This is a genomic window from Amycolatopsis sp. NPDC004079 (assembly GCF_040610415.1).
GTDB lineage: Bacteria > Actinomycetota > Actinomycetes > Mycobacteriales > Pseudonocardiaceae > Amycolatopsis > Amycolatopsis halotolerans.
Window position 1 is genome coordinate 55672 of sequence record NZ_JBEXMH010000001.1, and the last position, 25530, is coordinate 81201.

At 69.9% G+C, this 25530-nt stretch carries 21 protein-coding genes and 2 pseudogenes; 17 read left to right on the plus strand and 6 right to left on the minus strand.

Going from position 1 to position 25530, the window contains the following annotated elements; all coding sequences use genetic code 11:
- Positions 1-38: 38 nt before the first annotated feature.
- On the plus strand, positions 39-893 hold the full coding sequence (locus ABZX37_RS00230) for a LysR family transcriptional regulator (protein ID WP_354734781.1): 855 nt from the start codon (positions 39-41) through the stop codon (positions 891-893).
- Between the two features lie 438 nt (positions 894-1331).
- Here ABZX37_RS00230 and ABZX37_RS00235 read toward each other — a convergent pair whose 3' ends face one another.
- Positions 1332-1973, minus strand: coding sequence for a GntR family transcriptional regulator (locus ABZX37_RS00235; protein ID WP_354734782.1), 642 nt, complete (start codon positions 1971-1973; stop codon positions 1332-1334).
- Positions 1974-2067: 94 nt separating this feature from the next.
- On the opposite strand from ABZX37_RS00235, the gene ABZX37_RS00240 reads away from it, so the two are divergent.
- The 3 genes from ABZX37_RS00240 (at position 2068) to ABZX37_RS00250 (ending at position 7311) form a co-directional block, all read left to right on the plus strand.
- Positions 2068-5403, plus strand: coding sequence for a molybdopterin-dependent oxidoreductase (locus tag ABZX37_RS00240; protein ID WP_354734783.1), 3336 nt, complete (start codon positions 2068-2070; stop codon positions 5401-5403).
- Between the two features lie 73 nt (positions 5404-5476).
- Positions 5477-6820 carry an NADP-specific glutamate dehydrogenase gene (gene gdhA, locus ABZX37_RS00245; protein WP_354734784.1) on the plus strand — a complete coding sequence of 448 codons (1344 nt, stop codon included), beginning with the start codon at positions 5477-5479 and terminating at the stop codon, positions 6818-6820.
- A 164-nt stretch (positions 6821-6984) separates the two neighbouring features.
- The gene (locus tag ABZX37_RS00250) at positions 6985-7311 is read left to right on the plus strand and encodes a hypothetical protein (RefSeq protein WP_354734785.1); all 327 of its coding nucleotides are present in this window, start codon (positions 6985-6987) and stop codon (positions 7309-7311) included.
- 240 nt (positions 7312-7551) lie between these two features.
- Here the strand turns inward: ABZX37_RS00250 and ABZX37_RS00255 are convergent, their stop codons facing one another.
- Positions 7552-7773: a hypothetical protein gene (locus ABZX37_RS00255; protein ID WP_354734786.1), complete on the minus strand. Its 222-nt coding sequence runs from the start codon at positions 7771-7773 to the stop codon at positions 7552-7554.
- Positions 7774-7990: 217 nt separating this feature from the next.
- Here ABZX37_RS00255 and ABZX37_RS00260 point away from each other — a divergent pair, with 217 nt between their 5' ends.
- From ABZX37_RS00260 to ABZX37_RS00275, 4 genes are all read left to right on the plus strand, one after another.
- Positions 7991-8884 (plus strand): helix-turn-helix transcriptional regulator, encoded by an 894-nt coding sequence (locus tag ABZX37_RS00260; RefSeq protein ID WP_354734787.1) that lies wholly within the window; start codon positions 7991-7993, stop codon positions 8882-8884.
- A 560-nt stretch (positions 8885-9444) separates the two neighbouring features.
- Positions 9445-10743: an FAD-binding oxidoreductase gene (locus tag ABZX37_RS00265; protein WP_354734788.1), complete on the plus strand. Its 1299-nt coding sequence runs from the start codon at positions 9445-9447 to the stop codon at positions 10741-10743.
- 19 nt (positions 10744-10762) lie between these two features.
- Entirely contained in the window at positions 10763-11365 is a 603-nt protein-coding gene (locus tag ABZX37_RS00270) for a dihydrofolate reductase family protein (RefSeq protein WP_354734789.1), read from the plus strand.
- Between the two features lie 12 nt (positions 11366-11377).
- Positions 11378-11758, plus strand: coding sequence for a PPOX class F420-dependent oxidoreductase (locus tag ABZX37_RS00275; RefSeq protein WP_354734790.1), 381 nt, complete (start codon positions 11378-11380; stop codon positions 11756-11758).
- A gap of 92 nt (positions 11759-11850) precedes the next feature.
- On the opposite strand, the gene ABZX37_RS00280 is transcribed toward ABZX37_RS00275, so the two are convergent.
- Positions 11851-12774 carry a LysR substrate-binding domain-containing protein gene (locus ABZX37_RS00280; protein WP_354734791.1) on the minus strand — a complete coding sequence of 308 codons (924 nt, stop codon included), beginning with the start codon at positions 12772-12774 and terminating at the stop codon, positions 11851-11853.
- Positions 12775-12857: 83 nt separating this feature from the next.
- Here ABZX37_RS00280 and ABZX37_RS00285 point away from each other — a divergent pair, with 83 nt between their 5' ends.
- The 3 genes from ABZX37_RS00285 to ABZX37_RS00295 are packed head-to-tail and all read left to right on the plus strand — an operon-like array spanning position 12858 to position 16235.
- Entirely contained in the window at positions 12858-13565 is a 708-nt protein-coding gene (locus ABZX37_RS00285; RefSeq protein ID WP_354734792.1) for a succinate dehydrogenase cytochrome b subunit, read from the plus strand.
- Between the two features lies 1 nt (position 13566).
- Positions 13567-15495 carry a fumarate reductase/succinate dehydrogenase flavoprotein subunit gene (locus ABZX37_RS00290; protein ID WP_354734793.1) on the plus strand — a complete coding sequence of 643 codons (1929 nt, stop codon included), beginning with the start codon at positions 13567-13569 and terminating at the stop codon, positions 15493-15495.
- Entirely contained in the window at positions 15492-16235 is a 744-nt protein-coding gene (locus ABZX37_RS00295) for a succinate dehydrogenase/fumarate reductase iron-sulfur subunit (RefSeq protein ID WP_344275688.1), read from the plus strand. Before ABZX37_RS00290 ends, ABZX37_RS00295 begins: the two co-directional genes overlap by 4 nt.
- Before the next feature lie 68 nt (positions 16236-16303).
- Here ABZX37_RS00295 and ABZX37_RS00300 read toward each other — a convergent pair whose 3' ends face one another.
- On the minus strand, positions 16304-17203 hold the full coding sequence (locus ABZX37_RS00300; RefSeq protein ID WP_354734794.1) for a PRC and DUF2382 domain-containing protein: 900 nt from the start codon (positions 17201-17203) through the stop codon (positions 16304-16306).
- Between the two features lie 454 nt (positions 17204-17657).
- Between ABZX37_RS00300 and erm the strand changes: the two genes are divergently transcribed.
- Both erm and ABZX37_RS00310 read left to right on the plus strand, forming a co-directional pair.
- Complete coding sequence (erm, locus tag ABZX37_RS00305) at positions 17658-18419, plus strand: 23S ribosomal RNA methyltransferase Erm (RefSeq protein WP_354734795.1); 762 nt, start codon at positions 17658-17660, stop codon at positions 18417-18419.
- Between the two features lie 102 nt (positions 18420-18521).
- Entirely contained in the window at positions 18522-19979 is a 1458-nt protein-coding gene (locus ABZX37_RS00310) for an aldehyde dehydrogenase (RefSeq protein ID WP_354734796.1), read from the plus strand.
- Here ABZX37_RS00310 and ABZX37_RS00315 read toward each other — a convergent pair.
- Entirely contained in the window at positions 19973-20578 is a 606-nt protein-coding gene (locus ABZX37_RS00315; protein WP_354734797.1) for a TetR family transcriptional regulator C-terminal domain-containing protein, read from the minus strand. The two genes, ABZX37_RS00310 and ABZX37_RS00315, sit on opposite strands and share 7 nt — an antisense overlap.
- A gap of 126 nt (positions 20579-20704) precedes the next feature.
- Between ABZX37_RS00315 and ABZX37_RS00320 the strand changes: the two are divergent.
- Both ABZX37_RS00320 and ABZX37_RS00325 read left to right on the plus strand, forming a co-directional pair.
- Positions 20705-22615 (plus strand): annotated as a pseudogene (locus tag ABZX37_RS00320) (primary-amine oxidase); the annotation flags it as partial.
- A 14-nt stretch (positions 22616-22629) separates the two neighbouring features.
- The gene (locus ABZX37_RS00325) at positions 22630-23553 is read left to right on the plus strand and encodes a LysR substrate-binding domain-containing protein (protein ID WP_354734798.1); all 924 of its coding nucleotides are present in this window, start codon (positions 22630-22632) and stop codon (positions 23551-23553) included.
- Here ABZX37_RS00325 and ABZX37_RS00330 read toward each other — a convergent pair.
- Positions 23486-24154: a TetR/AcrR family transcriptional regulator gene (locus tag ABZX37_RS00330; RefSeq protein WP_354734799.1), complete on the minus strand. Its 669-nt coding sequence runs from the start codon at positions 24152-24154 to the stop codon at positions 23486-23488. The two genes, ABZX37_RS00325 and ABZX37_RS00330, sit on opposite strands and share 68 nt — an antisense overlap.
- Before the next feature lie 63 nt (positions 24155-24217).
- On the opposite strand from ABZX37_RS00330, the gene ABZX37_RS00335 reads away from it, so the two are divergent.
- Positions 24218-25156 (plus strand): beta-ketoacyl-ACP synthase III, encoded by a 939-nt coding sequence (locus ABZX37_RS00335; RefSeq protein WP_354734800.1) that lies wholly within the window; start codon positions 24218-24220, stop codon positions 25154-25156.
- Positions 25153-25434, plus strand: a pseudogene (locus tag ABZX37_RS00340) (alpha/beta fold hydrolase); the annotation flags it as partial. The gene ABZX37_RS00335 and the pseudogene ABZX37_RS00340, both read left to right, overlap by 4 nt.
- Positions 25435-25530: the final 96 nt, after the last annotated feature.

Below are 25530 nucleotides of genomic sequence, written 5' to 3' on the forward strand. Positions count from 1 at the left end.
AGTACTACGACCGAAGTGACTCGGAGCCAGGAGGACCGATGGACCTGCGGCAGCTGGAAACCGTCGTGGCAGTGGCCGAGGAAGGCGGGTTCACGGCTGCCGCGCGGCGGCTGCATACGGTGCAGTCGACTGTGTCCACAGTGGTCCGTGCGCTCGAACGGGATCTCGACGCCGAGTTGTTCGAGCGCACCACCCATCGGGTCGCGCTTACGCCTGCGGGCAAAGCTTTTCTCCCCGCTGCGCGCGCCGCGCTGGAGGCGGCGAGCCAGGCTCGCGCGACCGTCGACCGGGCGCGCTGGCAGGTCACCGGGGAGGTCCGGATCGGTGTCATGCCCGGGGCGTGGCCGGAACCGCATCGGGCGCTGAGCGCGTTGCGCCGGGACCATCCCGGGGTGCGGGTGCTGGTGCGAACCGCGCCGCCGCAGCAGCTGCGCGAGGCGGTCGTGACATCCACTGTGGACATAGTGGTCGCGGTCGCCGGCTGTGCCCCGGGCGACGGACTGGTGAGCCGTCCAGTCCGGCGAGAGGAGATGGTGCTAGTCACCGCCGCCGGGGCCGGCTCGGCGGATCAGTCAGTTTCGGCCGCCGAAGCAGCCAGTACCGCAGTGGTGGATTTCGCGCCGGGCTGGGCGATCCGGGAGGCGACCGACCGGACGTTCCAGTCAGCACGAGTGCGCCGGACCGTCGTCCACGAGGTCACCGACGCGCCCTCCGCGGCCGACCTTGTGCGACACGATCTCGGCGGGTGCGTGCTGCCGGTGTCGGTGGCCGCGCAGTTCCCCGACCTGACCGGCCGCCGTTTCACTCGCGGCGGTCCGACGTGGAACATCACGGCCACGCACGCCAGCGACCCCCGACCGGCGGTGGCTGCGGTGTTGCGGCATCTGACCTGAGCGCCCAGCGGGGCATCTGCAACAGCCCGACCTCGAGTATCACGGCGAGCCGCATCAGGCAGTGGTGACGGTGTTGCGGCACCTGACCAGACGCAGCGGCGCGGAACACCACCGCGACAAACGCTGGCGATCAACCGCCGGAGAGGGCAGCGATGTTGCTGCGCCTGACCCGACGACGGTTCACTCGCAGCAGACCTCGAACATCGCGGCACCCCACGCTGACAACCCGCGTCCAGAGATGGCGGCTTCGCAACGCCCGACCTCATCAAGCCCACGCTGCTTCACTTGCAGACACGAGGCCGCGCCCGGCAGTCCCGGCTTCGCAACGTCAAGCCCAGGCCCGGCGTTGAGCGATCCGTCCCAATACAACGCCTCTGCAACCCGACGACACCCGTATCCGGCCGCCTTGGCGACCCAACGACGCCCGGCAAACCCGACTCAGCCAGAAGCCCAATCCGCCCGAATATGCTTCAGATGCGCCCGCACCTGCCCCTCCAACCGGCCACAATCCCGCGCCGCCACCGTCGCCAGCATCTCGCGGTGCTCCCGGGCCGAATCGGTCAACCGACCATGCTCGGCGAGTTTTTCCAAGCCGTACAAGCGTGTCTGGTCGCGCAGGTTCGCGATGGCGTCCGTCAGGCGTCCGTTTCCCGCCAGGGACAGCAAGTCCAGATGGAACCGGCGGTCGGCCTCCAGGAAGCGCGCGACATCGCCATCCCCAGCCGCGGCCTCGATCTCGGCGGCCCGGCCGTCCAGCCGGGCGAGGTCGGCTGGACCGGCAGCCGCGGCGGCGGACAGCGTCGCCGGGACCTCGAGCAGCAGCCGCATCTCGTAGATTTCGTCCAGGTCGCGTTCGGTCATCGCGACGACCCGGTAGCCGCGGTTGCGGACCGGTTCCAGGAGGCCCTGGTTGACCAGGGTCAGCAGTGCCTCGCGCACCGGGCTGCTCGACACGCCCAGGCGCGTCGCGAGGGCCGCGGCCGAATAGATGTCGCCGGGGCGCAGTTCGCCGGACACCATCGCTTGCCGCACCACTTCGAGCACTTGTTCGCGCAGGTTCGTGCGCTGCAGCTGCGTCAACGGGGCGCTCCTCCGCTCTCGCGGGCTTGACTTCACCCGCTCCTGTCCCGCATCGTACAGGAGTAACCGGTAGCCGGTTACTAAGGAGTAACTCATGCCTGAGGTCCGAGGTTACTGCACGTTGTGCCGGTCGCGTTGCGGCGCGATCTACACGATCGAGAACGGTTCGCTGCGCGGCGTCCGGCCGGATTCCGCGCATCCGACCGGGGCCGCGCTGTGTCCGAAGGGCCGGGCCGCGCCTGAACTGGTGCACTCCCCCGAACGGCTGCGTCGGCCGTTGCGCCGCACGACGCCGAAGTCCGATCCGGATCCGAAGTGGCGCGAGATCAGTTGGGACGAGGCGCTTTCCGAGATCGCCGGGCGGCTCGGCGACATCCGCGCGGCCAGCGGGGCGGAGGCGGTCGCGTTTTCGGTCACCTCCCCCAGCGGCACGCCGATGACCGACTCGATCGACTGGGTCGAGCGGTTCATCCGGCTCTTCGGCAGCCCCAACACGCTGTACTCGACCGAGATTTGCAACTGGCACAAGGATTTCGCGCACGCGTTCACCTTCGGTTCGGGATTGCCCGCCCCGGATTACGCGGGTACGGAGTTCGCGGTGCTGTGGGGGCACAATCCGGCTAAGGCTTGGCTCGCGCAATCTGCCGCGCTGGCGGGAGCGCGGACGCCGAAGCTGGCGGTTGTCGATCCACGGCGGACTGCCAGCGCGGTGCAGGCCGAGCATTGGCTCCGGGTCCGGCCAGGTACCGACGGTGCGCTCGCACTCGGGGTCGCGCGGACGTTGCTCGAGCGTCGCGGGCATGACGAAGCGTTCGTGCGGTCGTGGACGAACGCTCCATTGCTGGTCCGCGTCGACACTGGCCGGTTCTTGCGGGCGGCGGAGATTGATCCCGCGGCGGCCGGTTTTGCGGTATGGGACGAAGCGGCTGGTCAAGCTGAGCCGTACGACCCGGATTATCCAGCAAGCGGGCCGGAAAGGTTTGCGCTGTACGGAAAGCGCCGCGTGCGCACGGTAGCCGGTTCGGTCGACTGTGTTCCCGCGTTCGAGCATTACGCGCAGGCCTGTGCCGCGTGGCCGCTCGACCGGACAGAGGCAGTGACGACCGTCGAGGGCGCCGCGATCGAAGCGTTCGCGGCTGATCTTGCCGAGGCGAAGTCCGTGACGTACGCGGCTTGGTCGGGCGTCGGCCAGCACGCGAACGCGACGCAGACCGAGCGCGCGATCGCCACCCTCTACGCGCTCACCGGCAGTTACGACTCCGCTGGCGGCAACGTCGTTCTGCCGAAACTGCCGGTAGCGCCCGTCACGTCGCCGGATCAGCTCGCGCCTGAGCAGCGCGCGAAAGCCCTTGGCATTCAGGAGTTTCCGCTCGGACCGCCGGCACAGGGCTGGGTGACTGCGCGCGACTTTTGCCGGGCGGTGCTCGATGAGGAGCCCTATCCGGTCCGCGCGTTGGTGTCGTTCGGCGGGAATCTTCTGCTTTCGCAACCGGACCCCCGGCGGACTGCGGAAGCGTTGCGGCGCTTGGAGTTCGCGGTTCATCTCGACTTGTTCGAGAACCCGACCGCGCGGTTCGCCGACCTTCTGCTGCCGGTCCAGACGCCGTGGGAGCACGAGGCGGTCAAGGCGGGTTTCGAAATCACACGAGCGGCGCAGGAACACGTGCAGCTGCGGCCGCGGATGACGGATCCGATCGGCGAGTCGCGTTCGGACACTGAGGTCGTGTTCGAGCTGGCCGAGCGGCTCGGGCTGGGCGCGGAGTTTTTCGACGGCCGCATCGAGGACGGCTGGGACCATCAGCTGGCACCGCTCGGCCTCACCGCTGCGGAGTTGCGCGAGCGGCCCGGCGGCGTCGATCTGCCGTTGCGGACTGAGTACCGCAAATACGCCCAGTGCGCGGAAAATGGCGCGGTGACAGGGTTTTCGACGCCGACTCGGAGAGTCGAGCTGTATTCCGAGCAACTCGCCGAGCACGGCCAGCCCGCCGTCCCGAATGCGGATCCGCCCGCGCCGGATCCCCGGCGCCCGCTGGTGCTGACGTGCGCGAAGAACGGGTACTTCTGCCACAGCCAGCATCGCGGGATCTCGTCGCTGCGCAAGCGTTCTCCGGAACCGGCCGTCGACCTGAGCGCGGAACTCGCCGCCGAGCGCGGAATCGAGGACGGGCAATGGGTCCGGATCACGACCGCCGCCGCGGACGTCCGGATGCGGGCGCGGATCGACCCCGCGCTGCATCGCGACGTGGTCGTGGCGGAGTACGGCTGGTGGCAGCCGGCGCCCGACCTCGCGCTTCCCGGTTCGGATCCGCTCGAGGACGGCGGGACCAACTACAACCTGCTGGTCGGCGACGACGCCCATGACCCGGTGAGCGGATCGGTCCCGCTGCGCTCGACGTTCTGCGACATCCAGCCCGACGAGGCGGAGTCGTGGACCGGCCAGCGGGAGTTCGTGGTCGAGCGCGCGGAGTTCGAGACCGAGGACATCCGGTCGGTGCACCTCAAGCCGGTCGACGGCCGTGCGGTGCCGGAGTTCCGTGCCGGGCAGCACATCACGGTCGCCTGGCCGGACGCACCTGGGCTGACCCGCAGCTATTCGCTTACCGGGTCCGCTCAAGTGCCGGACGACGGGTACGCGATCGCGGTGCGGCGGGTGTCGGGCGGGCAGTTCTCGCCCGCGGTGCACGACCGGGTTCAGCCGGGGACTCGCTTGCTGGTCACGGCTCCGTCCGGCGGGTTCGCGCTGCCGACTGTCCATTCGCGACCGATCGTGCTGCTGGCCGCCGGGATCGGGATCACGCCGTTCCTGAGCTATCTGGAGACTCTCGACCCGGCGTCGGCGCCGGAGATCGTGCTGCACCACGGGAGCCGCGACCGGTCTCGGCACGCGTTCCGCGAGCGCATCGCCGGGCTGGCGGGCCGCTTGCCCACCGTCCAGATCGTGGACCACTACAGTCGTCCTGGTCCGGAGGAGCACTACGATTTCACCGGCCGGGTCACCGCTGACCGGATCGACGCCGGCCTGATCCGGCGGCGCGCCCGGTTCTACTTGTGCGGTCCCGAAAGCATGCTGGACGAGCTCACCGCGGACCTGGTGGGGCGGGGCGTGCCGCGCTTCGACATCTTCACCGAGAAGTTCCACGCCGCGGCCGCACCGGTCCAGATCCCGGACGGTGCCACGGCCACCGTGCGGTTCGCGCGGTCCGGCCGCGAGGTCACCTGGCGGGCGGGCGACGGGGACCTGCTGCGGTTCGCCGAGGCTTCCGGGGTCGCGCTGCCCAGCGGATGCCGGCTCGGACAGTGCGAAAGCTGCGCGGTGCCGGTGCTCGACGGAACGGTCGCGCACCTGGTCGCCATCGCCGACGATCTGCCCGCTGACCAGTGCCTTGCCTGCCAGGCGGTACCCACTACCGACGTAGTGCTCGACGCGTGAGCCTGGTCACCCCCTAACTTCGCAAACCCCGTCGGGGGTGCGAAATCCGGCACTCGGACGGCATCATCGGCAGATGGCACTCGAGAGGACATCGCGCGAAGTGTACGAGGACATCGTCCGGAAGAACCCGGCCGAGCCGGAGTTCCACCAGGCCGTGTTCGAAGTGCTCGAAGCGATCCGGCCCGCTCTGCAGCGGGACCCGGACCTGCGCGACGCGGCGATGCTGGAGCGCCTGTGCGAGCCGGAGCGGCAGGTGATGTTCCGGGTGGTCTGGACCGACGACGCGGGCGCGGTGCACGTCAACCGCGGCTTCCGGGTCGGGTTCAGCTCGGCGCTCGGGCCGTACAAGGGCGGGCTGCGCTTCCGCGGCGACGTCACGCTCGGGACGGTCAAGTTCCTCGCCTTCGAGCAGATCTTCAAGAACGCGCTCACCGGCCTCGGCATCGGCGCGGGCAAGGGCGGGTCCGACTTCGACCCGGCCGGCCGCAGCGACGGCGAGATCATGCGGTTCTGCCAGGCGTTCATGACCGAACTGGTCCGGCACATCGGCCCGGACACCGACGTCCCGGCGGGCGACATCGGCGTCGGCGGGCGCGAGATCGGCTACCTGTTCGGCCAGTACAAGCGGCTCACCAACCGCTACGACGCGGGCACGATCACCGGCAAGAACCCCTTGCTGGGCGGCATCCCGGCGCGTCCGGAGGCCACCGGCTACGGGACGGTGTACTTCCTCGAAGCGATGCTCGGCGCGCGGGACGACTCGTTCTCCGGCCGCACCGCGGTGGTGTCCGGTTCGGGCAACGTCGCCTACCACGCGATCGCGAAACTCCAGGAACTCGGCGCGCGGCCGATCGCGTGCTCGGATTCCGGCGGCTACATCCACGATCCTCGCGGGATCGACCTGGAAGTGCTGCACGACCTGAAGGTCGCGCGGCGCGGACGGCTTTCGGAGTACGTGGATCACGTGCCGTCGGCGAAGTACGTCACAGACGGCACGCCGTGGGATGTGCCGTGCGACCTCGCGCTTCCGTGCGCGACGCAGAACGAGCTGGACGAGCAGTCGGCGTTGCGGCTGGTGAAGAACAACGTCCGCGCGGTCGCCGAGGGCGCGAACATGCCGTGCACGCCTGGTTCGCTGCAGGTGTTCCGCGAGGCCGGGGTCGCGGTCGGACCCGGCAAGGCCGCGAACGCGGGCGGGGTCGCGGTGTCGGCGCTGGAGATGCAGCAGAACGCGGCGCGCGAGCGGTGGACGTTCGAGCGCACCGACCGGACGCTGCGCGAGATCATGACCGACATCCACCGGACCTGCGTCGAAACCGCCGACGAGCACGGGGTCGCCGGGGACTACGTGAGCGGGGCGAATATCGCGGGGTTCCGGAAGGTGGTCGCGGCGATGGATGCCTGCGGGTACATCTGAGGCGGGTCTGGCGGGTCTACCGTCTTCGTTCGGCAGAACTTTGTATGCAGTATTTAGTCGCTGGTGTGCCGGTCGGCTGAATGGTGCCTGTGGTTCACAGTGGACAGGATTCTCTGCGGTCCGGGTTCCCGGGCGGTCGCGTGGCGGGGTCTATTCCGGAACGGATGTCGACGCCCGTGACAGGGTTGGTGTCGACGCCCGTGCCGGGGTCGGTGTCAGGGCAGATGCTGGAGCAGATGCCAGCGACGGGGCCCATGCCGGTGCTCGGGCCGATACCAGCGATGGGGCCGGTGTCGATGCAGGTGCCCGGCACCGATGCCCGCGCCGAAGCCGAAGCCGGAGCAGGTGCCGGTGCCGGTGCCGGTGACAGTGCCGCGACCGGTGACAGTGTCGCGACCGGTATCGGTGTCGTGCCGCAGCAAGTGTCGATGCCGGTGCCGATACCGGTGCGGGTGCCTGGCACCGATGCCGATGCAGGGCCCCGGTGCTGATGCAGGTGCCCGGCACCGGTCCGGTGTCGATGCAGGGCCTGGTGCCGATGCCGGGACGGTCGCGGGGCCGTGACGATGCCCGGGCAGTTGCGTCCCGGGCGCGGACTTTCCCGGCGCAGCAGCGGGACTGCGGCTGCCCCGCTGCTGAGGCCGTCGCGGCCCGGTGCCGGATTCGCCGGTCGGCAGGGAAAACCCGGGCCCGCGCCCTCGAGCGTCAGGGCGAGAGCGCCGGGCCGTTGGTTACCGTGCGGAGGAGAAAGTCACCACCACATAAAGGAAAAGCAGCAACCCGGCAACGCCGAAGACAGCCGCGACCGCGCTGCGCACCCAGGTGACCAGGCCGGTGGCGGTGCGCTGCCGGTAGCTGCTGAAGCGCGCGTGGGTCTGGCTGGCTCTGTCCAGCAGCCCTCCCACGAAAAGACCCGCGCCCAGGACAAGCAGAATGATAAGCAACGTCGGCATGACCGGGCGCCTCCTTCGGTAGCACGCTGTTTCCCAGCTTTAGACAGCGAGAATCCCGGGCCGGACGTCTGACGACTACGGGAGAAGGTCTTCCGGTCCAGGGACTTGTGACCCGGCGCCCGCGGGCGAACGGCCACCGCGGCTACACATTCCCGAACTGCGTTCTCGCGGGGAAAAGCATTTCCGGGGCGAGAGAAGGGGCCGACAATCCCCGCCGGTGCTTGACGTGCGTCCGGCGGGACGCTTCGGTACGGGGATGAACGCGTATGTGGAGCGTCCGCCGGTGCCAGGGCTGGCGGGAGTCGTGCGCACGGTGTGGATCCAGCGCACCGGGGACGCGCCGTATGTGCAGCGGCATCTGCCGACCGGCGGTGTCGAGATCCACTTCCCGGTCGGTGGGCGTCCGCAGTTGCTCGGGCCGTTGACCGGGCCGCGGATCGAGGTCATCCCGGCGCACACGACCGTCGTCGGGGTGCGGTTCCGGCCCGGGGCCGCGCCTCCCCTGCCTGCCGGGCTCGACGAACTGGCCGACCAGCACCTCGGACTGGCCGACCTGTGGGGCCGGACCGCGGACCGGCTCGTGGAGGCGGTGGCCGCCGCCGCGACGCCGGAGCTCGGGCTGGCCGCGCTGCAGGCGCACCTCGTGCGGGAGTTCCACCGGACCGGCGAGCTGGACCCGCTGGTCGGGGAAGCGGTGCAGGTGCTGATGCCATGGGATCCGGTGGGGGTCGACGCGGTCGCCGCGCATCTCGCGCTCTCGGCGAGCCAGCTGCGCCGGCGGTGCCTGCAGGCGGTCGGGATGAGTCCGAAGGTGCTCCAGCGGACGTTGCGGTTCCAAGGATTTCTCGCGCTGGCCCAGGCCGGTGCGACCGCGTCCGGGCGGCGGGGCGCGGACGGGATGGCGAGCCTCGCGGTCGACGCCGGTTATGCCGACCAGGCTCATCTCAGCCGCGAATGTCTTCGGCTGACCGGGGTGACGCCGAGGCAGCTGCTCGGGGGCGATCTTGACCGGTGTGCTTGCGGGCATGATCATTCCGCTTCGTACGCGCCGTTTTTGGCTACCCGGAGGCGTTCTCCGGTGCATGGCGGGGTTTCCGCGAGGTGGGGATGAGTGCCGAGGGGACTCCGGCGGACGATACGGTTCCCAGGTTTCGCACCCTGGCCCATCCGGGACCGCGTAGGCACGATCAACCCGCCATTCCGCTCCGTCCAGCTGCGTTCTCCGGAGTCGGCGGTGTCTCCACGCGAGAATGAATCCCGAAGGGACCCCGGCAGACGATGCGACTCCCGAAGGTTCACACACTGGCCCGCCCGGGGAGCGGAGGTGCCATCAACCCGCCACCCCGATGTGCTCTCCGGCGCGGGCGGAATGAGTCCCGAGGGGACTCCGGCGGACGAAGCGATTCCCGAGGGTTCACGCGCTGGCTCACCCCGCAGTCCGCGGGCACGATCAACCCGCCATCCCCCACGCGCGCGACGCGGTGTCTCCGCCCGGCGGGAACGAGTCCCGAGGACACTCCGACGGACGAGGCAGTTTCAGGGCCTCCTCGCTCGGGCCCACCCCGGCGCGCTTGGCTGGCACGACCGCCGCTCGGAGCCGTCCGGCCCTGAGCGCCTCCCGTGCGCGTTTTGTTCAAGAACGGCGGCCCCGAGCTCCGTAGCGTCGGCTCCGTGATCGACCTGACCGCGCTTGACATCCTCTCCCCCGGTTCGCCGGGTTACGAGGCCAGCCCGAAATCTCGGCTGGTCGTTCGTTGTCATTCGGTCTCGGACGTCGTTCAGGTCATGGCCTACGCGGCCGAGACCGGCCAGCGCATCGTGCCGCGTGGTGGCGGGCATTGTTTCGTGGACCGGTGCCCAGCCGACGGGATCGTGGTGGATCTGTCCGGGATGGACCGGATCGCGGTCGACGAGAGTGGCGTAGCGACGATCGGCGCTGGTGCCCGGCTGGGGGCGGTGTACGCGGCGTTGCATGGGTGCGGCCGGACGATTCCGGCTGGGTGCGGCGACACCGTCGGCATCGCGGGGCTGACGCTCGGCGGCGGGATCGGGCTCCTCGGCCGCCAGTACGGGCTGACTTGCGATCGGCTCGTCGGCGCGCAGGTAGTGCTCGCGGACCGGAGCGTCGTGGAGTGCGACGAGCACCGGGACTCCGGCCTGTTCTGGGCGTTGCGAGGTGCGGGCGGCGGGCAGTTCGGCATCGTCACGGAGTTGCGGTTCGCGACTGTGCCGGAGCCGTCGGTCTGCCGGATCGACGGGCGCTGGAGCGAGCCGGGCAAGTTGATCGAGGGGCGCTGGACGGAGCCGGGCGAGCTGTTCGAGGGGCGCTGGACGGACCCGGGCAAGCTGATAGAGGCGTGGCAGGACTGGGCGCCCGACGCGCCTGACGGGATGACGGTGAATCTCGATGTCCAAGCCGGACACGCCAGGCTTTTCGGCGTCTCCACCCTGCCGCCAGCGGTGACCCGGGAGTTGCTCAGGGAGTTCACCGCGCGGGCCGGTGTTCTGTATGCAATAGACATCCGACTGGATGTTCCTTACAGCATGGTGAAGCCGACATTCAGCGCGATCGACCCGGCCGCGACGAGCCGGGGTCGGTCGGAGTTCTTCGCTAGAGCGATGTCGGAGTGCACTGCGGGCGAGTTGCTGAAGGGGCTGACCGGCAATCGGCGGCTGGCGTTCACGGCGATGGGCGGGGCGTACAACCGGGTCGCGGAGGCGGCGACCGCGTTTGCTCATCGGGGTGAGCGGTTTTTGCTGGAGCAGGTCGGCGACCCGGGCGATCCGTGGGTGGACGAGGCGTGGCACAAGGCGCACGCGGAGGGGTCCGGCCGGGTGTATCCGAATTTTCCCGATCTCGCGCTGGGGGATCCAGCCCAGGCGTATCACGCGGGCAACTTCCCCAGGCTCGCGGCGCTCAAGAAAAGCTACGACCCGCATCGGGTTTTCGACTTTCCCCAAGCCCTGTAAGCGACTATTAAGGATCGTCATGACCACAGTGTTCAGCGCCCTCTCCGTCTCGGTCGACGGCTACATCAGCGGCCGCCTCCCAGAGGGGGCCGACGAGGTCGGGAGCGGGCTCGGCGACGCGGGAGCGCTGTTCGACTGGTACTTCACCGGCGACACGCCCAGCAAAGTCCTCGACGGATTTACCCTGTCTGAGCCCAGCGCGCGGGTTTTCGACAAACTCGCCGCGAGGGTCGGGGCGTCGGTGGTCGGGCACACGACTTACGACCATTCAAGCCACTTCGGCGGTAGTGGTCCGCATCCGACGGCTCCGTTGTTCGTGGTCAGCCGCCAGCCGGTGCCCGAGCTGAGCGCGGCGCAGACTCAGGCGACCAGCGTCGAAGAGGCCGTCGCCGGGGCGCGGGCGGCGGCGGGTGACAAGGACGTCGCGCTCATGGGCGGGGTTCTGGTCACCGAGGCGATCAAGGCCGGGCTGGTCGACGAAGTCGTCCTCCACCAGGTGCCGATCCTGCTCGGCGGCGGGCGGAGCTTCTTCGGGGAGCTCCCGGAGCACGTCCAGCTCAGGCTGGTCGAGGCCGTCCCGGCGCCCGGCGTCACCCATCTTCACTACGAAATCCTCCGCTGAAAGGAAACCCCCATGCTCAACCCCGACGTCCGCCGCATCCTCGACGGCACCCCGATCGCCCACCTCGCCACAGTCCTCCCGGACGGATCGCCGCACGTCGTCCCGGTGTGGATCGGCACGCACGGCGACCGGATCGTCTTCCTCACCGGCCCGGACAGCCGCAAGGCCCGCAACCTCCGCCGCGACCCCCGCGTGGCGATTTCCCTTACGCCGCCGGACAACCCGTTCGAGCCGGTCACCATCCGCGGCCGGGTGACCGAATGGATCGAGGGCGACCCGGCGTGGGAGATCGTCGACGCGGTGGCCAAGAAGTACATCGGGCAGCCGTACACGCGGGAGCAGGTACGTGTGGTCGGCCTGATCGAGCCCGAGCGGCAGTCGGTCGGGATGTAGGCAGAAAGGCCAGGTCCCGCGGCTCAAGGCGGTTCAGCCGTTCGGTGAGCGCACCGCAGGCGCAACAGTTGATCGACCTGGTGCTGGGCTGATCACCCGCCGACGAGGGGACGCGTGCCGGGCGGCAATTGCGCGACGCCGCCGCCCAGGTACCGCACCACCGCCTCCTGCAGCGCCCGCACGGCACGCGGCTGCTCGACGTCCCGTCGGTACGCCAGCCGCACCACGCGGCTCAGCCCGGGTTCGGTGAACCGCGTGCGGCGGAACCGCTCCCCGACCACGGTGCTCGGCACCACCGCCAAGCCGAGCCCGGCCTGGACCAGCTCCAGCACCGCGTCCATCTCGCCGCCTTCGATCGCGAAGAGCGGGTCGAACCCCTCGGCGCGACACGCGGCCACGGTCGCCTCGCGCAGGTCGTAGCCCTGCCGGAACATCACCAGCGGCCGGTCCCGCAGCGCGGCGATCGGCATCCGGCCGCGCACCGGGGCGGGCGCCTCCTTCGGCGAGATCACCACGAGGTCTTCGACGAACAGCGCGCGGCTCTCCAGCCGGGAATCGTCGTGGACGCGGCTGTCCACGATCATCGCCAGGTCCAGGCCGCCTTCCGACAGTGCGGTCTGCAGGTCGCGCGACCCGCTTTCGTGCAGCACCAGTTCGATGCCCGGGTAGTCCCGGCGGAACGCGGCGAGCATCGCCGGCAGCAGGCCGGTGCACAGGCTCGGGGTCGCGCCGAGCCGCACCCGGCCGCGGCCCAGTTCGTCCAGTTCGCGGATCGCCCGGTACGCGGTCTCCGTTTCGGCGAGGATCCGGCGCGCGATCGGCAGCAGCGTCTCCCCCGCCTCGGTGAGCGTGACGTTCCCGCGGATCCGGTGGAACAGCCCCGCGCCGACATCCCGTTCCAGCGCGCGAATCTGCTGCGACAGTGAGGGCTGCGCCACACGCATGCGTTCGGCGGCGCGGGTGAAATGCCGCGTCTCGGCCACTGCCAGGAAATACGCCAGCTGCTGGAACTGCATGCAAGCCAGCATAGGCGTTGCCTCTCGTGTTGAGAGAAATCATGTGTTTGCCCTCTCGTCAGCGCCGACTTACCGTCGGTTCCGTGGCACTCGCACCCGCTCCGCCCCGCCGTCGCCCGGCGCTCGTGACGTTCTGGCGTTCGACCATCGGCAAGAAGGCCGTCATGGCCGTCACCGGGCTGATGTTCGTCGCGTTCCTGTTCGTGCACATGGCCGGGAACCTGAAGGTTTTCCTGGGACCGCGGCATTTCGACGACTACGCGGCCTGGCTGCGCACCATCGGCGAACCGGTGCTGCAGAACGCCTGGTACCTCTCGATCCAGCGGACCGTGCTCCTGATCGCGCTGGTGCTGCACGTGGTCGCTGCGGTGCAACTGTCCAAACGGGACCGTCAGGCGCGCCCGGTGAAGTACGTGCACGGCCAGCGGCGCAAGGCCAGTTTCGCGACGCACACCATGCGCTGGGGCGGCGCGACGCTCGCGCTCTACATCGTGTGGCACATCCTGGACCTCACCGTCGGCGTGGCCAACCAGGACTTCCGCGACGGCCAGCCGTACCACAACATCGTCGCGGACTTCCAGGTCTGGTGGGTCAACCTGATCTACATCGTCGCGCTGCTGATGCTCGGCCTGCACATCAACCACGGCTTCTGGAGCGCGGCGCAGACCCTCGGCATCACCAGCACAACCCGCGACCGGGCGCTGAAAACCGTGGGCTCCGTGCTCGCCGTCGTGATCACCGGCGGCTTCCTGATCGTGCCGATCGCCGTGATGGCGGGATGGGTGGCCTGACATGAGCGACTACACGCTCGGCGAGCCGATCGCCGACACCCGGGCGCCGGACGGCCCGATCGAGGCCCGCTGGGACAGCCGCCGCTTCGGCGCGAAGCTGGTCAACCCGGCCAACCGGAGGCGGCACCGGATCATCGTGGTCGGCACCGGTCTCGCGGGCGCGTCCGCCGGGGCGACGCTCGCCGAACAGGGCTACCACGTGGTCCAGTTCTGCTTCCAGGACTCGCCGCGGCGCGCGCACTCGGTCGCCGCGCAGGGCGGCATCAACGCCGCGAAGAACTACCGCAACGACGGCGATTCGGTCTACCGGCTCATCTACGACACAGTGAAGGGCGGCGACTTCCGGTCCCGGGAGTCCAATGTGTACCGGCTGGCGCAGGTGTCCACGCAGATCATCGACCAGGCGGTGGCCCAAGGCGTGCCGTTCGCCCGGGAGTACGGCGGGCTGCTCGACACCCGCTCGTTCGGCGGCGTCCAGGTGCAGCGCACGTTCTACGCGCGCGGCCAGACCGGACAGCAACTGCTGCTCGGCGCCTACCAGGCGCTGGCGCGGCAGATCGACGCAGGCGGCGTGGAAATGCACCCGCGGACGGAGATGCTGGACCTGATCGTGGCCGACGGCAAGGCGCGCGGGATCGTCGCGCGGGACCTGGTGACCGGCGAGGTGACCACGCATCTCGCGGACGCCGTCGTGCTCGCGACCGGCGGCTACGGCAACGTCTTTTACCTGTCCACCAACGCGAAGGGCTCCAACACCACCGCGATCTGGCGGGCGCACAAGCGCGGCGCGTACTTCGCGAACCCGTGCTTCACGCAGATCCACCCGACCTGCATCCCCCGGTCCGGCGAGCACCAGTCGAAGCTGACACTGATGAGCGAATCGCTGCGCAACGACGGCCGGATCTGGGTCCCGAAGCAGCCGCGCGACCCCCGTCCGCCCCAGGACATCCCGGAGGACGAGCGCGATTACTACCTCGAGCGGATGTACCCGAGCTTCGGCAACCTGGTGCCGCGCGACATCGCTTCGCGGGCGGCGAAGAACGTCTGCGACGCCGGGTTCGGCGTCGGCCCCGGCGGGCTCGGCGTGTACCTCGACTTCGCGGACGCGATCGAGCGGATGGGCCGTCCGGCGGTGGAAGCCAAGTACGGCAACCTTTTCGACATGTACGAGCGGATCACCGCGGAGAACCCGTACCAGGTCCCGATGCGGATCTACCCGGCGATCCACTACACGATGGGCGGTCTGTGGGTCGACTACGACCTGCAGAGCACCGTGCCCGGCCTGTTCGTGACCGGCGAGGCGAACTTCTCCGACCACGGCGCGAACCGGCTCGGCGCGTCCGCGCTGATGCAGGGCCTCGCCGACGGCTATTTCGTGCTCCCGGCCACCCTCAACGACTACATCGCCCGCGGCAGCTTCCCCGCGCTCGACCCGGCGGATCCGGATGTCGCGCAAGCGGAAACCGCCGTCCGCGACCGGCTCGAACGGCTGCTGTCGGTGCGCGGCACCCGCAGCGTGGACTCGTTCCACCGCGAGCTGGGCCACCTCATGTGGGACCACTGCGGGATGTCCCGCTCCGCCGAGGGCCTGCAAAAAGCACTCGACCGGATTCCGGAATTGCGGGCGGAATTCTGGCGCGACGTCCGCGTCCCCGGCACCGGGGCGGAGCTGAACCAGGAACTGGAGAAGGCCGGTCGCGTCGCGGACTTCCTCGAGCTCGCCGAACTGCTGCTGCTCGACGCCCTGGTGCGCGAGGAGTCGTGCGGCGGGCATTTCCGCGAGGAACACCAGACCGAAGACGGCGAGGCCCAGCGCGACGACGAGCGGTTCTCGTACGTCTCGGCCTGGGAGTACGGCGAGAAGCCGGTGCTGCACCAGGAAATCCTGAACTTCGAGCACGTCCACCCCACCCAGCGGAGCTACACGTGAAACTCACCCTGCGGGTCTGGCGCCAGTCCGGCCCGGACGACGACGGCAGGCTGGTCGAATACCCGGTCGACGACGCAAGCCCGGACATGTCCTTCCTGGAGCTGCTCGACGTCCTCAACCAGCACCTCATCGAGGACGGCGCCCAGCCGATCGCCTTCGACCACGACTGCCGCGAGGGCATCTGCGGCTCGTGCGGCGTGGTGATCAACGGCCGGGCGCACGGCCCCGAACGCACCACGACCTGCCAGCTGCACCTGCGGTCCTTCCGCGACGGCGACGTGCTGGACGTGGAACCGTGGCGCGCCAAGGGTTTCCCGGTGATCAAGGACCTGGTGGTGGACCGCTCGGCGTTCGACCGGATCATCGAGGCGGGCGGCTACGTCACCGCCCCGACCGGCAGCGCGCCCGAAGCGCACGCGACGCCGGTGCCCAAGCCGGACGCGGACCTCGCCTTCGACAACGCGACCTGCATCGGCTGCGGCGCGTGCGTGGCGGCCTGCCCGAACGGGTCGGCGATGCTGTTCACCTCGGCGAAGGTGGCGCACCTGAACTCCCTGCCGCAGGGCCAGCCGGAACGCGCCCAGCGGGTGCTGGACATGGTGGAAACCATGGACGCGGCGGACTTCGGCGGCTGCACGAACACCGGCGAATGCGTCGCCTCGTGTCCCAAGGGGATTCCGCTGACGAGCATCGCGAACCTCAACCGCGAGTTCATGAAAGCCAGCCGCTCGCGGCGGTAGCCGAGAAGTCCGTGAGGGGAACCCTGAGGGACTCTGATTCCCTCGGGGTTCCCTTCACGGACCTCGGGTCAGGACTTCTTGCCGCGCCCGCTGTCGTCGTCGATGTCGATCCGCTCCTTGCGGACCTTCCCCTGCACGGTCTGTTCCTCAGTCACCTGCTCGGTGCCGAGGCGCACCCGCTCCACCGGGACGGTTTCCTTCTGCACCACGGGCTTCTCGGCGTGCAGGACGACGTCCTGCTCCGCCTCGCCGATTTCGGTCTTGCCCGCGGCCTTGGCGTCGGTGATCGGCTCCCGCTCGACGCGCACTTCCTCGTGCGTGACCGGCACCGTCACCTGCTCTTCTTCGGTCACCACGTATTTGCGCAGCCGGACGTGGCCGGTTTCGACCTCCTCGGTGCCGACCCTCAACCGCTCCTCCGAGCGCACCACGTCGCCGGGGTCGGTCGTCTCGTGGCGTCCGCCCTTGGCCGCGGCGGTGTCGTGGCCGGTCGCGTGTTCCTTGCCTGCGGCACCGCCTGCCGCCGCGTCGCGCCCTCGGCCCGCGGCACCGCCCGCCGCACCGCCAGCGGCCATACCGCCAGCCATGCCGCCCGCCGCCATGTCGCGCCCGGTGTCCCGGCCGCCGCTCACGTTTTCGCCGTTCCCGGCCCGCGGAGCCGGCAAGCCGTAGTACTTGTACAGCTCGACGCTTTCCTTTTCGGACAGGTGGCCTTCGGCGTCGATGCGCGGCGCGTCGGACACCTGGTCCTTCGCCACCTGCACGTGCAAGCCGTCGTTCTCCATGCCCGCACCCGACAGCGGCACGAAGCTCTCCTTCTGGCCGAACAGCCCGGTTTTCACCGTCACCCACTCCGGCCGCCGCGTGTCGTCGGCGAGATACACCGTGCCGACCTTGCCAATTTTGCTGCCCGAATTGTCCATCACGGTGCTGTCGACGAGATCTTGCGGCTGCATTGCGCGTACCATGGATCCACTCCATTTCCCCGAATCGGATTTTGTTCTCGGGTCCCCACTCTCCGGCTGGTCACAGAGCCGCGCAAGCGTCGTACCCCTCAGCCGAGCGACCCCGTTTCGTGTCAGTTTGCGGCCCCGATTCACCGGGTACTTCCGTCGCAAGAGGACCGTTCTGGACCCGGTCCGGCGGAATGGGAGAAGAATTTCCCGGCCGCCGGATCAGGAAAGGCCGCGGCGTATTTTTTGGAGTGCCTCCGGAGTGCTGCCGGAAAAACCGGATGCGTCCGGGCGCGCCAGTCGGCTAGGCTCCCGCCCATGGGTGCCACTTTCGCCGCGTACGCATTGACACGCCTGCGCAACGCCTGAGCGCCGGAAGCACACCGCTCCGTCGCGCTCTCCCCGTTGTCCGTCCGGGCCGCCTTTCCTGGCTCCCGGGTCGCTTCCTCATGCGCGGAGTCCGCACCCCATGTCTGCCCAGCCCTTCGGCGGACGGCACGAGCTCGGCCAGAACTTCCTGGCCGACCCCGCCGTCATCGCCGCCGTCTGCACCGCCGCCGCCCGCACGAACGGTCCCCTCGTGGAACTCGCCGCGGGCGACGGCGCATTGACCGTCCCGCTCAGCCGCACCGGCCGCCCGCTGACCGCGGTCGAACTCGATCCCCGCCGCGCCCGCCGCCTGGCGCTGCGGACCGGGGAGAACGTCGAGGTCGTCCACGGCGACCTGCTCCGGCACCGGCTGCCCGAGGTCCCGCACACCGTCGTCGGCAATCTTCCCTTCCACCTGACCACCGCGACCCTTCGCCGGCTGTTCCGGCAGCGGCACTGGGAACTCGCGGTGCTGCTGGTGCAATGGGAAGTCGCCCGCCGCCGCGCCGGAATCGGCGGCGCGTCCCAGATGACCGCCGCCTGGTGGCCGTGGTTCGAGTTCGCCGTGCCCGCGCGGGTCCCGGCGCACGCGTTCCGGCCGCGCCCAGCCGTGGACGGCGGAATCCTCGTGATCACCCGCCGTCCGCGCCCGCTGGTCGCCGAGCAGGCGGATTACCAGGAGTTCGTCCGCGAAGTCTTCACCGGACGCGGCCGCGGACTGGGCGGGATCCTGCCTCGTACCGGCCGCCTCAGCGTCCGCGCGGCACGGACTTGGCTTGCCCGGCAAAGGCTGTCGCCGCAAGCACTCCCCCGCGATCTGACCGCCGAACAGTGGGCCTCCCTGTGGCACCTGGCGCAGTGACCCTGCATCGATCCGCCAGATGCAGCGCAGCGAAAAGCTCTGCTTTCGCGGACCACTGCGGCTGACGATAGTGAACGGAAGCGACGAGAGGCGGTTCCGAGCATGAACCACGGCGACTGGGTGCGCGAGGCCGCGCAGCTGCAGCCCCGTACGGCGGCCTTTGTGGACGGTGATTGGCTCAATGCCCAGTCCGGCAAGACTTTCGCCGACGTCAACCCGGCCACCGGGCACCCAGTCGCGCACGTGGCCGAAGGCGGCCGAGACGAGATCGACGCCGCGGTCACGGCCGCGCGCCGGGCGTTCGAGGACGGCCGCTGGTCCCGGCTCGCCGCGACCGAACGCAAGAAGCGCCTGCTGAAACTGGCCGACCTCATCGGTGCGCACGGACCGGAACTGGCGCTCTGCGACACCCTCGACACAGGCCGTCCGATCTCCGACACGTTCGGCCAGGACGTCCCCGCGACCGCCGAGTGTTTCGCCTGGTACGCCGAAGCTCTCGACAAGCGCTACGACGAGGTCGCGCCCACCCCTTCGGGCAATTTCGCCGCGATCCGGCGGGTGCCGCTCGGGGTGGTGGGCGCGGTCGTGCCGTGGAATTTCCCGCTCGACATCGCCGGGTGGAAGCTCGCCCCGGCGCTGGCCGCGGGCAACAGCGTGGTCCTCAAGCCCGCCGAGCAATCCCCGCTGTCCGCGCTGCGGTTGGCGGAATTGGCTGTGGAGGCGGGAATTCCGGACGGGGTGCTCAACGTCGTGCCGGGCTTCGGCGAGACCGCGGGCCAGGCGCTCGGGCGGCATCCCGATGTCGACGTGCTCGCCTTCACCGGATCGACGCCGGTGGGCGGGCTGTTCCTGCGCTACGCCGGGGAGTCGAATCTCAAGCAGGTCTGGCTCGAATGCGGCGGCAAGAGCCCGGTCGTCGTGTTCGCCGACGCGGACCTCGACGCCGCGGCGGACCTGGTCGCCTTCGGTTTCTGCGCGAACTCCGGCCAGGTCTGCTCGGCCACCACCCGGCTGCTCGTCCAAGCGCCGGTCGCCGACGAATTCCTCGCCCGGCTGCGCGAAAAGGCCGCCGCGTGGGTGCCCGGGGATCCGCTGGACCCGGCCACGAAGCTGGGTCCGATGATCGACGAGGCCGCGGCCGTCCGAGTGCTGGCCGCCGTCGAAGCCAGCAGCGGAACCGTTGTCACGGGCGGCACCCGCCGGGGTGCGTTCCTGGACCCGACCATCGTCACCGACCTGGCCGCCGACGACTCGCTCGTCACCGAGGAGCTGTTCGGACCGGTGCTCACAACGCAGCCCTTCGAGTCCGAAGCGGACGCGATCTGGCTGGCGAACGACACCCCGTACGGCCTCGCCGCGTCAGTCTGGACTCGCGACCTCGCCCGCGCGCACCGCGTCTCCGACGGAATCCACGCCGGGACCGTCTCAGTGAACACCGTGGACGCGCTCAGCACCGCGACCCCGTTCGGCGGCTTCAAGCAGTCCGGCTTCGGCCGCGACCTCTCCCTGCACTCGTTCGACAAGTACACCGGCCTCAAGACGGTCTGGACGGCCTACTGACCGAGGTCCCGCCCGGTTTCCGCGGCCAGATATCCCAGCACCAGCGCCCGCACCCTGGCCGCGGACAAGCTGGTGTTGTGCCCGGCGAGGTGCAGACCGTACGCGTCCTCCAGTGCCACCGCGTTCGCCGCGATGTCCGCCGCTGGCGACCGCAACTGAAACGCGCCCGTGTCCCGCCCGTGCGCCAGTGCCGCCGAGTACAGCGACACCTCGCGGTCCCAGAGCGCCGTCATCAGCACCGCGTGCGCCGGATTGCGCGCCGCGTGGACGTGCATTTCGTACAGCACCCGGCTCAGCGGATCCCCCTCCCCGGCCGGGAGCCCCGCGTCGACCAGCCGCACGAGCCGCCGGGCCGGGTCGTCCTCCGCCTCCGCCGCGCGCGCTCGCGCCCAGTAGAACCGGTCGACCGCGTCGCGGTGCAGCTCGAACAGCAGGTCGTCGAGGTCCGGGTAGTAGTAGCTGACCGAGCCCGCCGACAGCCCGGCCTCCTCGGCGACGTCGCGCACGCGGAGGCCGGCCAGCCCGCGGGTCCGGATCGCGCGCCCGGCCGCCGCCACCAGCTCGTCGCGCCGCCGCTCCTGGTCCTTGGGTCGTGCCACGTCCAGGATTATTGATGACGTGCATCGAAAAACCCAGCACCGGTTCCGGGGAACCCACCCCGTAAGGGCCTTGCCAGGCAGACCGACAGGACGCATTCTTTGCGATAGACCGCAAAGAATGAGGAGACGCGCATGGCCCACCCCCTCTCGCGCCTGACCGAAGACGAGGTCGCCCGCAACCGCGCGCTGCTGGTCGGCGCCGGGATCGCGACCGGGAGCACCCGGTTCGCGCTCGTCTCGCTGCTCGAACCGGCGAAAGCGGCGGTGCTCGCCTGGCAACCGGGCGACCCGGTGGACCGGCGCGTCCGCTCGCTGCTGCTGGACCGGCAGACCGGTGCCGTGCGCGAGGTGGTCGTGTCGCTGACCAGCGGCGAGATCGTGGCCGACCGGGCGGTGGACGTCGTGGCCGAGGGGCAGCCGCCGATCCTGCACGAGGAGTTCGACCTGGTCGAGAAGATCCTCTGGGAGGACGAGGCGTGGAATGCGGCCATGCGCCGCCGCGGCATCGACGAACCGCGTTCGGTCCGGATCTCCGCGCTGAGCGCCGGGTGCTTCGACATCCCCGGCGAAACCGGGCTCCGGCTCGTGCGCTGCCTGGCGTTCCTGCAGCTGAACAAGGACGACAACCTCTGGGCGCACCCGATCGACGGTGTCGTCGCCTACGTAGACCTGATCGCCGGCCGCGTGCACGACCTCATCGACGACGGTCCGGCCGAAATCCCGCGCACCGCCTACGACTACCACCTCGACGGCCCGACGCGAGACACCCAGAAACCCATCGTGATCACCCAGCCCGAGGGCCCGAGCTTCACCGTGGACGGCGATGTCGTCACGTGGGAGAAGTGGCAGTTCCGGATCGGCTTCAACGCGGTCGAAGGCCTTACCCTGCACCAAATCGGCTTCCAGGACGGCGACCGGCTGCGTCCGGTGGTCTATCGCGCTTCGGTGGCCGAGATGGTCGTTCCTTACGGCGATCCGAGCCCGGTCCGGTTCTGGCAGAACTACTTCGACGCGGGCGAGTATTCGCTGGGCAAGGAAGCCAACTCGCTCACCCTGGGCTGTGATTGCCTCGGCGAGATCCGCTACTTCGACGCGGTCCTGCACGACGACGACGGCCAGCCGCACACCGTCACGAACGCGATCTGCATGCACGAGGAAGACGCTGGCGTGCTGTGGAAGCACACTGACCACTACAACGGGAGTGTCTCGACCCGTCGGCAGCGGCGGCTGGTCATCTCGTTCTTCGTCACGGTCGGCAACTACGACTACGGCTTCTACTGGTACCTCTACCTCGACGGCACCATCGAACTCGAGTGCAAAGCCACCGGCATCGTCTTCACGTCGGCCTTCCTGGCCGAGGACCAAGAGTATCCGTGGGCCGCCGAAATCGCCCCGGGCATCGGCGCGCCGTTCCACCAGCACCTGTTCTCCGCACGGCTGGACATGATGGTCGACGGCCTCGCCAACGCCGTCGACGAGATCGACGCGCAGCGCGTCCCGATCGGCCCGGGCAACCCGTACGGCAACGCCTTCACCCGCAAGATCACCAGGCTGGCCAAGGAGTCCGACGCCGCCCGGCTCGCCGACGGCAACCTCGGCCGCACCTGGCGGATCAGCAACCCGGAGTCGCACAACGCGCTGGGCAAACCCGTCGGCTACACGCTCCATCCGGAGGGCCTGCCGCCGCTGCTCGCCGACGACGCGTCATCGATCGCCCGCCGCGCCGCCTTCACCCGCAAGCACCTGTGGGTCACCGCGTACGCCGAGGATGAGCGTTTCCCTGCGGGCGAGTACGTCAACCAGAACGACGGCAAGACCGGCATCGACACCTGGGTCCAGGCAGACCGCGACCTCGACGGCACCGACCTCGTCGTCTGGCACACCTTCGGCCTCACGCATTACCCGCGCACCGAGGACTGGCCGATCATGCCCGTCGACCACACCGGATTCACCCTGAAGCCGAGCGGATTCTTCGACGCCAACCCGGCGCTGGACACGCCCGCGCCGAAACCGCGGCATCCGGATTGCTGTCACTGAGGCAGGATGTCGGCATGAGCGAGCCATCCTTCACCCTCGTGCAGCTGCGCTACTTCGAGGCGGCGGCGCGGCACTTGAGCATGACCGCCGCGTCGAAGGAGCTGATGGTGTCGCAGTCGGCTGTTTCGACGGCGATCGCGCAGCTGGAGAAGGAAATGGGCGTGCAGTTCCTGCTGCGCCACCACGCCCGCGGGCTCAGCCTGACCACCGCCGGCGAGGAGTTCTACAAGCGCGTACTGGATTTCCTGGCACACGGCGCGGAGCTGGTCGAGACCGCGCGGCAATCCGGCACCGATCTGGTCGGCACGCTGACCGTCGGCTGCTTCACCACGCTCGCGCCGTTCCGCCTGCCGAGCCTGCTGGCCGAGTTCGAGGCCCGGCATCCGCGCGTCCACGTGTCGCTGCGCGAGGGCGAGCACAAGGCGCTCAAGAGTGCCTTGCGGGCGGGTGAGACCGAGCTGGCGATGCTGTACGGGTACGACCTCGACGACGACGTCGACCGCGAGGTGGTCGGCACTGCCGCGCCGTACGCGCTCGTTTCCGAGGACCACCGGCTCGCTCGGCGGAAGAGCCGCAAGGTGTCGCTGCGGGAGCTGGCCGAGGAGCCGATGGTGCTGCTCGACCTGCCGCACAGCAGGGAGTATCTGCAGTCGATCCTCAGCGACGCAGGGGTGGCGCCGCAGGTTCGGCATCGGACCAGTGGTTACGAGACTGTGCGGGCGCTGGTGGCTTCCGGGCACGGGTTCGCGTTGCTCAACCAGCGTCCGCCTGCTGACACGACTTATGCGGGGGCGAGTGTCGTGCCGCTTGCGCTGACGGATGAGGTTCCGTCGTTGGAGATCGTCCTGGCCGCCATGCGCGGGGTGCGGCTCACTCGGCGGGCGCAGGAGTTCCGGGAGTTGTGCCGCGTGCTGTACTCCGCCCCGGGAACTCGCTGACCCGGCGGCACAACAGCCGTTCCAGCGCACGGCGCGCGCGGGCCGGGGCCTGGCGGTCGCCGTGCAGCTGCAGGAAATGGTTGAGCGCCAACATGATCGCGACGATCTCGTAGAGCAGCTGGTCGATGTCCGTGTCCGCGGGCAGTTCGTCCAGGCTCACCGCACGCCAGATGTTGACGCGCAGCTCCCGCTGCCAGAACGCGCTCATCCTGACGACGGCGTCGCGCACCGGTCCGTCCCGGCCGTCGAACTCGGCCGCCGCCGCGGTGAAGAAGCAGCCGCCAGGCAGCAGTTCGCGTTCCAGGAAGGAAATCCATGCCTCGCAGGCCGCACGGAGGTACGGCAGGCCGCGCGGCACCCCGCGGGCGTGTTCGGGCACCTCGCGGACGAACAGCTCCGCCGCGGCCTCGACGACCGCGAGCTGCAGGCTCTCCTTGGTGCCGAAATGCCCGATCACGCCTGCCTTGCTCATCCCCAGCTCGGCGGCGAGCCGCCCGATGGTCAGTCCCTCCAAGCCCTCCGCGGAGGCGGTCGCCAGGCCGAGGTCGAGGATGCGCTGCCGGGTCGAGCGCGACTCGGCCACGGACTTCCGGGGACTCATGCGAACACTATAGATTACGAACGATCGGTCGCCATAGTGCGATCAGACCTTGAGGAGGGACAGATGCCCGGCTCCCGCGTCACCGCGCTCGGCCACCACCGGCCCGCCCGCGTTCTGACCAACACCGACCTGGAAGGCATGGTCGACACGACCGACGAGTGGATCCGCCGCCGCACCGGCATCGCCACCCGGCACATCGCGGACGGCTCGGTCGCCGATCTGGCCACCGAGGCCGCGGCGAAGGCACTCGCCGCGGCCGGTCTCGAACCGGGCGACATCGGCCTGGTCACCGTCGCCACCTGCAGCGCGATCGACCGCTGCCCGTCGATCGCCGCTCAGGTCGCGGGCCGCTTGGGCATCCCGGCCCCGGTCTGTTTCGACCTCAACAACGGCTGCGCCGGCTTCTGCACCGCGCTGGCCACCGCCGACCACGCCGTCCAGGCCGGAGCCGCCCGGCACGCGCTGGTCGTCGGCGCGGAGAAAATGTCCGACGTCACCGACTGGACCGACCGCGGCACCTGCGTCCTGCTCGGCGACGGCGCGGGCGCGGCCGTGCTCAGCGCGGCCGACGTCCCGGCGGTCGGGCCGGTCGTCTGGGGCTCCGACCCGGCGCGCAGGAACCTGGTCCGGCTCGTGGACGAATGGCAGCCCGCGTTCGCCCAGGACGGCCAGGCGGTGTTCCGCTGGGCCACGCAGGAACTACCCGCCGTCGCGGCGGAAGCCTGCCGCCGCGCGGGCATCGCCACCACCGACCTGGCCGGAGTCGTCACCCACCAGGCCAACCTGCGCATCGTCGAGGCGCTGACCGGCCGGCTCGACCTGCGCGAGGACGTGGTGATCGGCCGGGACGTGGTCGACTCGGGGAACACGTCGGCGGCGTCCGTCCCGCTCGCACTGTCCACAATGGTCTCGCGCGGCGAGCTGCCGCCGGGCGGGCCGGTGCTGCTCTTCGCCTTCGGCGGCGGTCTCTCGTGGGCGGGCCAGGTCGTGGCCTGTCCGTGAAAGACCTGGTCTGCCTGCACGCCGCCGCGAGCGGCCCGGCAACGTGGGATCCGTTGCGGCCCGGGCTGGCCGAACTCGGGTTCCGCCCGCACACCCCGGCATTGCCTGGCCATCGCGGCGGCGAACGGCTCCCGTCCTATCCCCTGACGTCGTTCCGGGACGAGGTCCTGCGCTCGCTCGACGGGCTCGCGCGGTTCACGCTCGCCGGGCATTCGCTCGGCGCGTTCGTCGCGTCCATGGTGGCCGCGGAACAACCGGACCGGATCGAGCGGCTGGTGCTCGAAGAGATGCCGGTGCCCCCGCGCGACGCCGGCGACCTGCCGCCGTCGCGACGCCGGACCGCCCTGCGCGCGCTCGCCTTCCTCCGCCGCAAG

Excerpts from the sequence above, each read along its gene's own strand:
- ABZX37_RS00230 (WP_354734781.1), top strand. The coding sequence starts at position 39 with ATGGACCTGCGGCAGCTGGAAACCGTCGTGGCAGTGGCCGAGGAAGGC.
- ABZX37_RS00240 (WP_354734783.1), top strand. The coding sequence starts at position 2,068 with ATGCCTGAGGTCCGAGGTTACTGCACGTTGTGCCGGTCGCGTTGCGGC.
- gdhA (WP_354734784.1), top strand. The coding sequence starts at position 5,477 with ATGGCACTCGAGAGGACATCGCGCGAAGTGTACGAGGACATCGTCCGG.
- ABZX37_RS00250 (WP_354734785.1), top strand. The coding sequence starts at position 6,985 with ATGTCGACGCCCGTGACAGGGTTGGTGTCGACGCCCGTGCCGGGGTCG.
- ABZX37_RS00255 (WP_354734786.1), bottom strand. The coding sequence starts at position 7,773 with ATGCCGACGTTGCTTATCATTCTGCTTGTCCTGGGCGCGGGTCTTTTC.
- ABZX37_RS00270 (WP_354734789.1), top strand. The coding sequence starts at position 10,763 with ATGACCACAGTGTTCAGCGCCCTCTCCGTCTCGGTCGACGGCTACATC.
- ABZX37_RS00275 (WP_354734790.1), top strand. The coding sequence starts at position 11,378 with ATGCTCAACCCCGACGTCCGCCGCATCCTCGACGGCACCCCGATCGCC.
- ABZX37_RS00280 (WP_354734791.1), bottom strand. The coding sequence starts at position 12,774 with ATGCAGTTCCAGCAGCTGGCGTATTTCCTGGCAGTGGCCGAGACGCGG.
- ABZX37_RS00290 (WP_354734793.1), top strand. The coding sequence starts at position 13,567 with ATGAGCGACTACACGCTCGGCGAGCCGATCGCCGACACCCGGGCGCCG.
- ABZX37_RS00300 (WP_354734794.1), bottom strand. The coding sequence starts at position 17,203 with ATGGTACGCGCAATGCAGCCGCAAGATCTCGTCGACAGCACCGTGATG.
- erm (WP_354734795.1), top strand. The coding sequence starts at position 17,658 with ATGTCTGCCCAGCCCTTCGGCGGACGGCACGAGCTCGGCCAGAACTTC.
- ABZX37_RS00310 (WP_354734796.1), top strand. The coding sequence starts at position 18,522 with ATGAACCACGGCGACTGGGTGCGCGAGGCCGCGCAGCTGCAGCCCCGT.
- ABZX37_RS00325 (WP_354734798.1), top strand. The coding sequence starts at position 22,630 with ATGAGCGAGCCATCCTTCACCCTCGTGCAGCTGCGCTACTTCGAGGCG.
- ABZX37_RS00330 (WP_354734799.1), bottom strand. The coding sequence starts at position 24,154 with ATGAGTCCCCGGAAGTCCGTGGCCGAGTCGCGCTCGACCCGGCAGCGC.
- ABZX37_RS00335 (WP_354734800.1), top strand. The coding sequence starts at position 24,218 with ATGCCCGGCTCCCGCGTCACCGCGCTCGGCCACCACCGGCCCGCCCGC.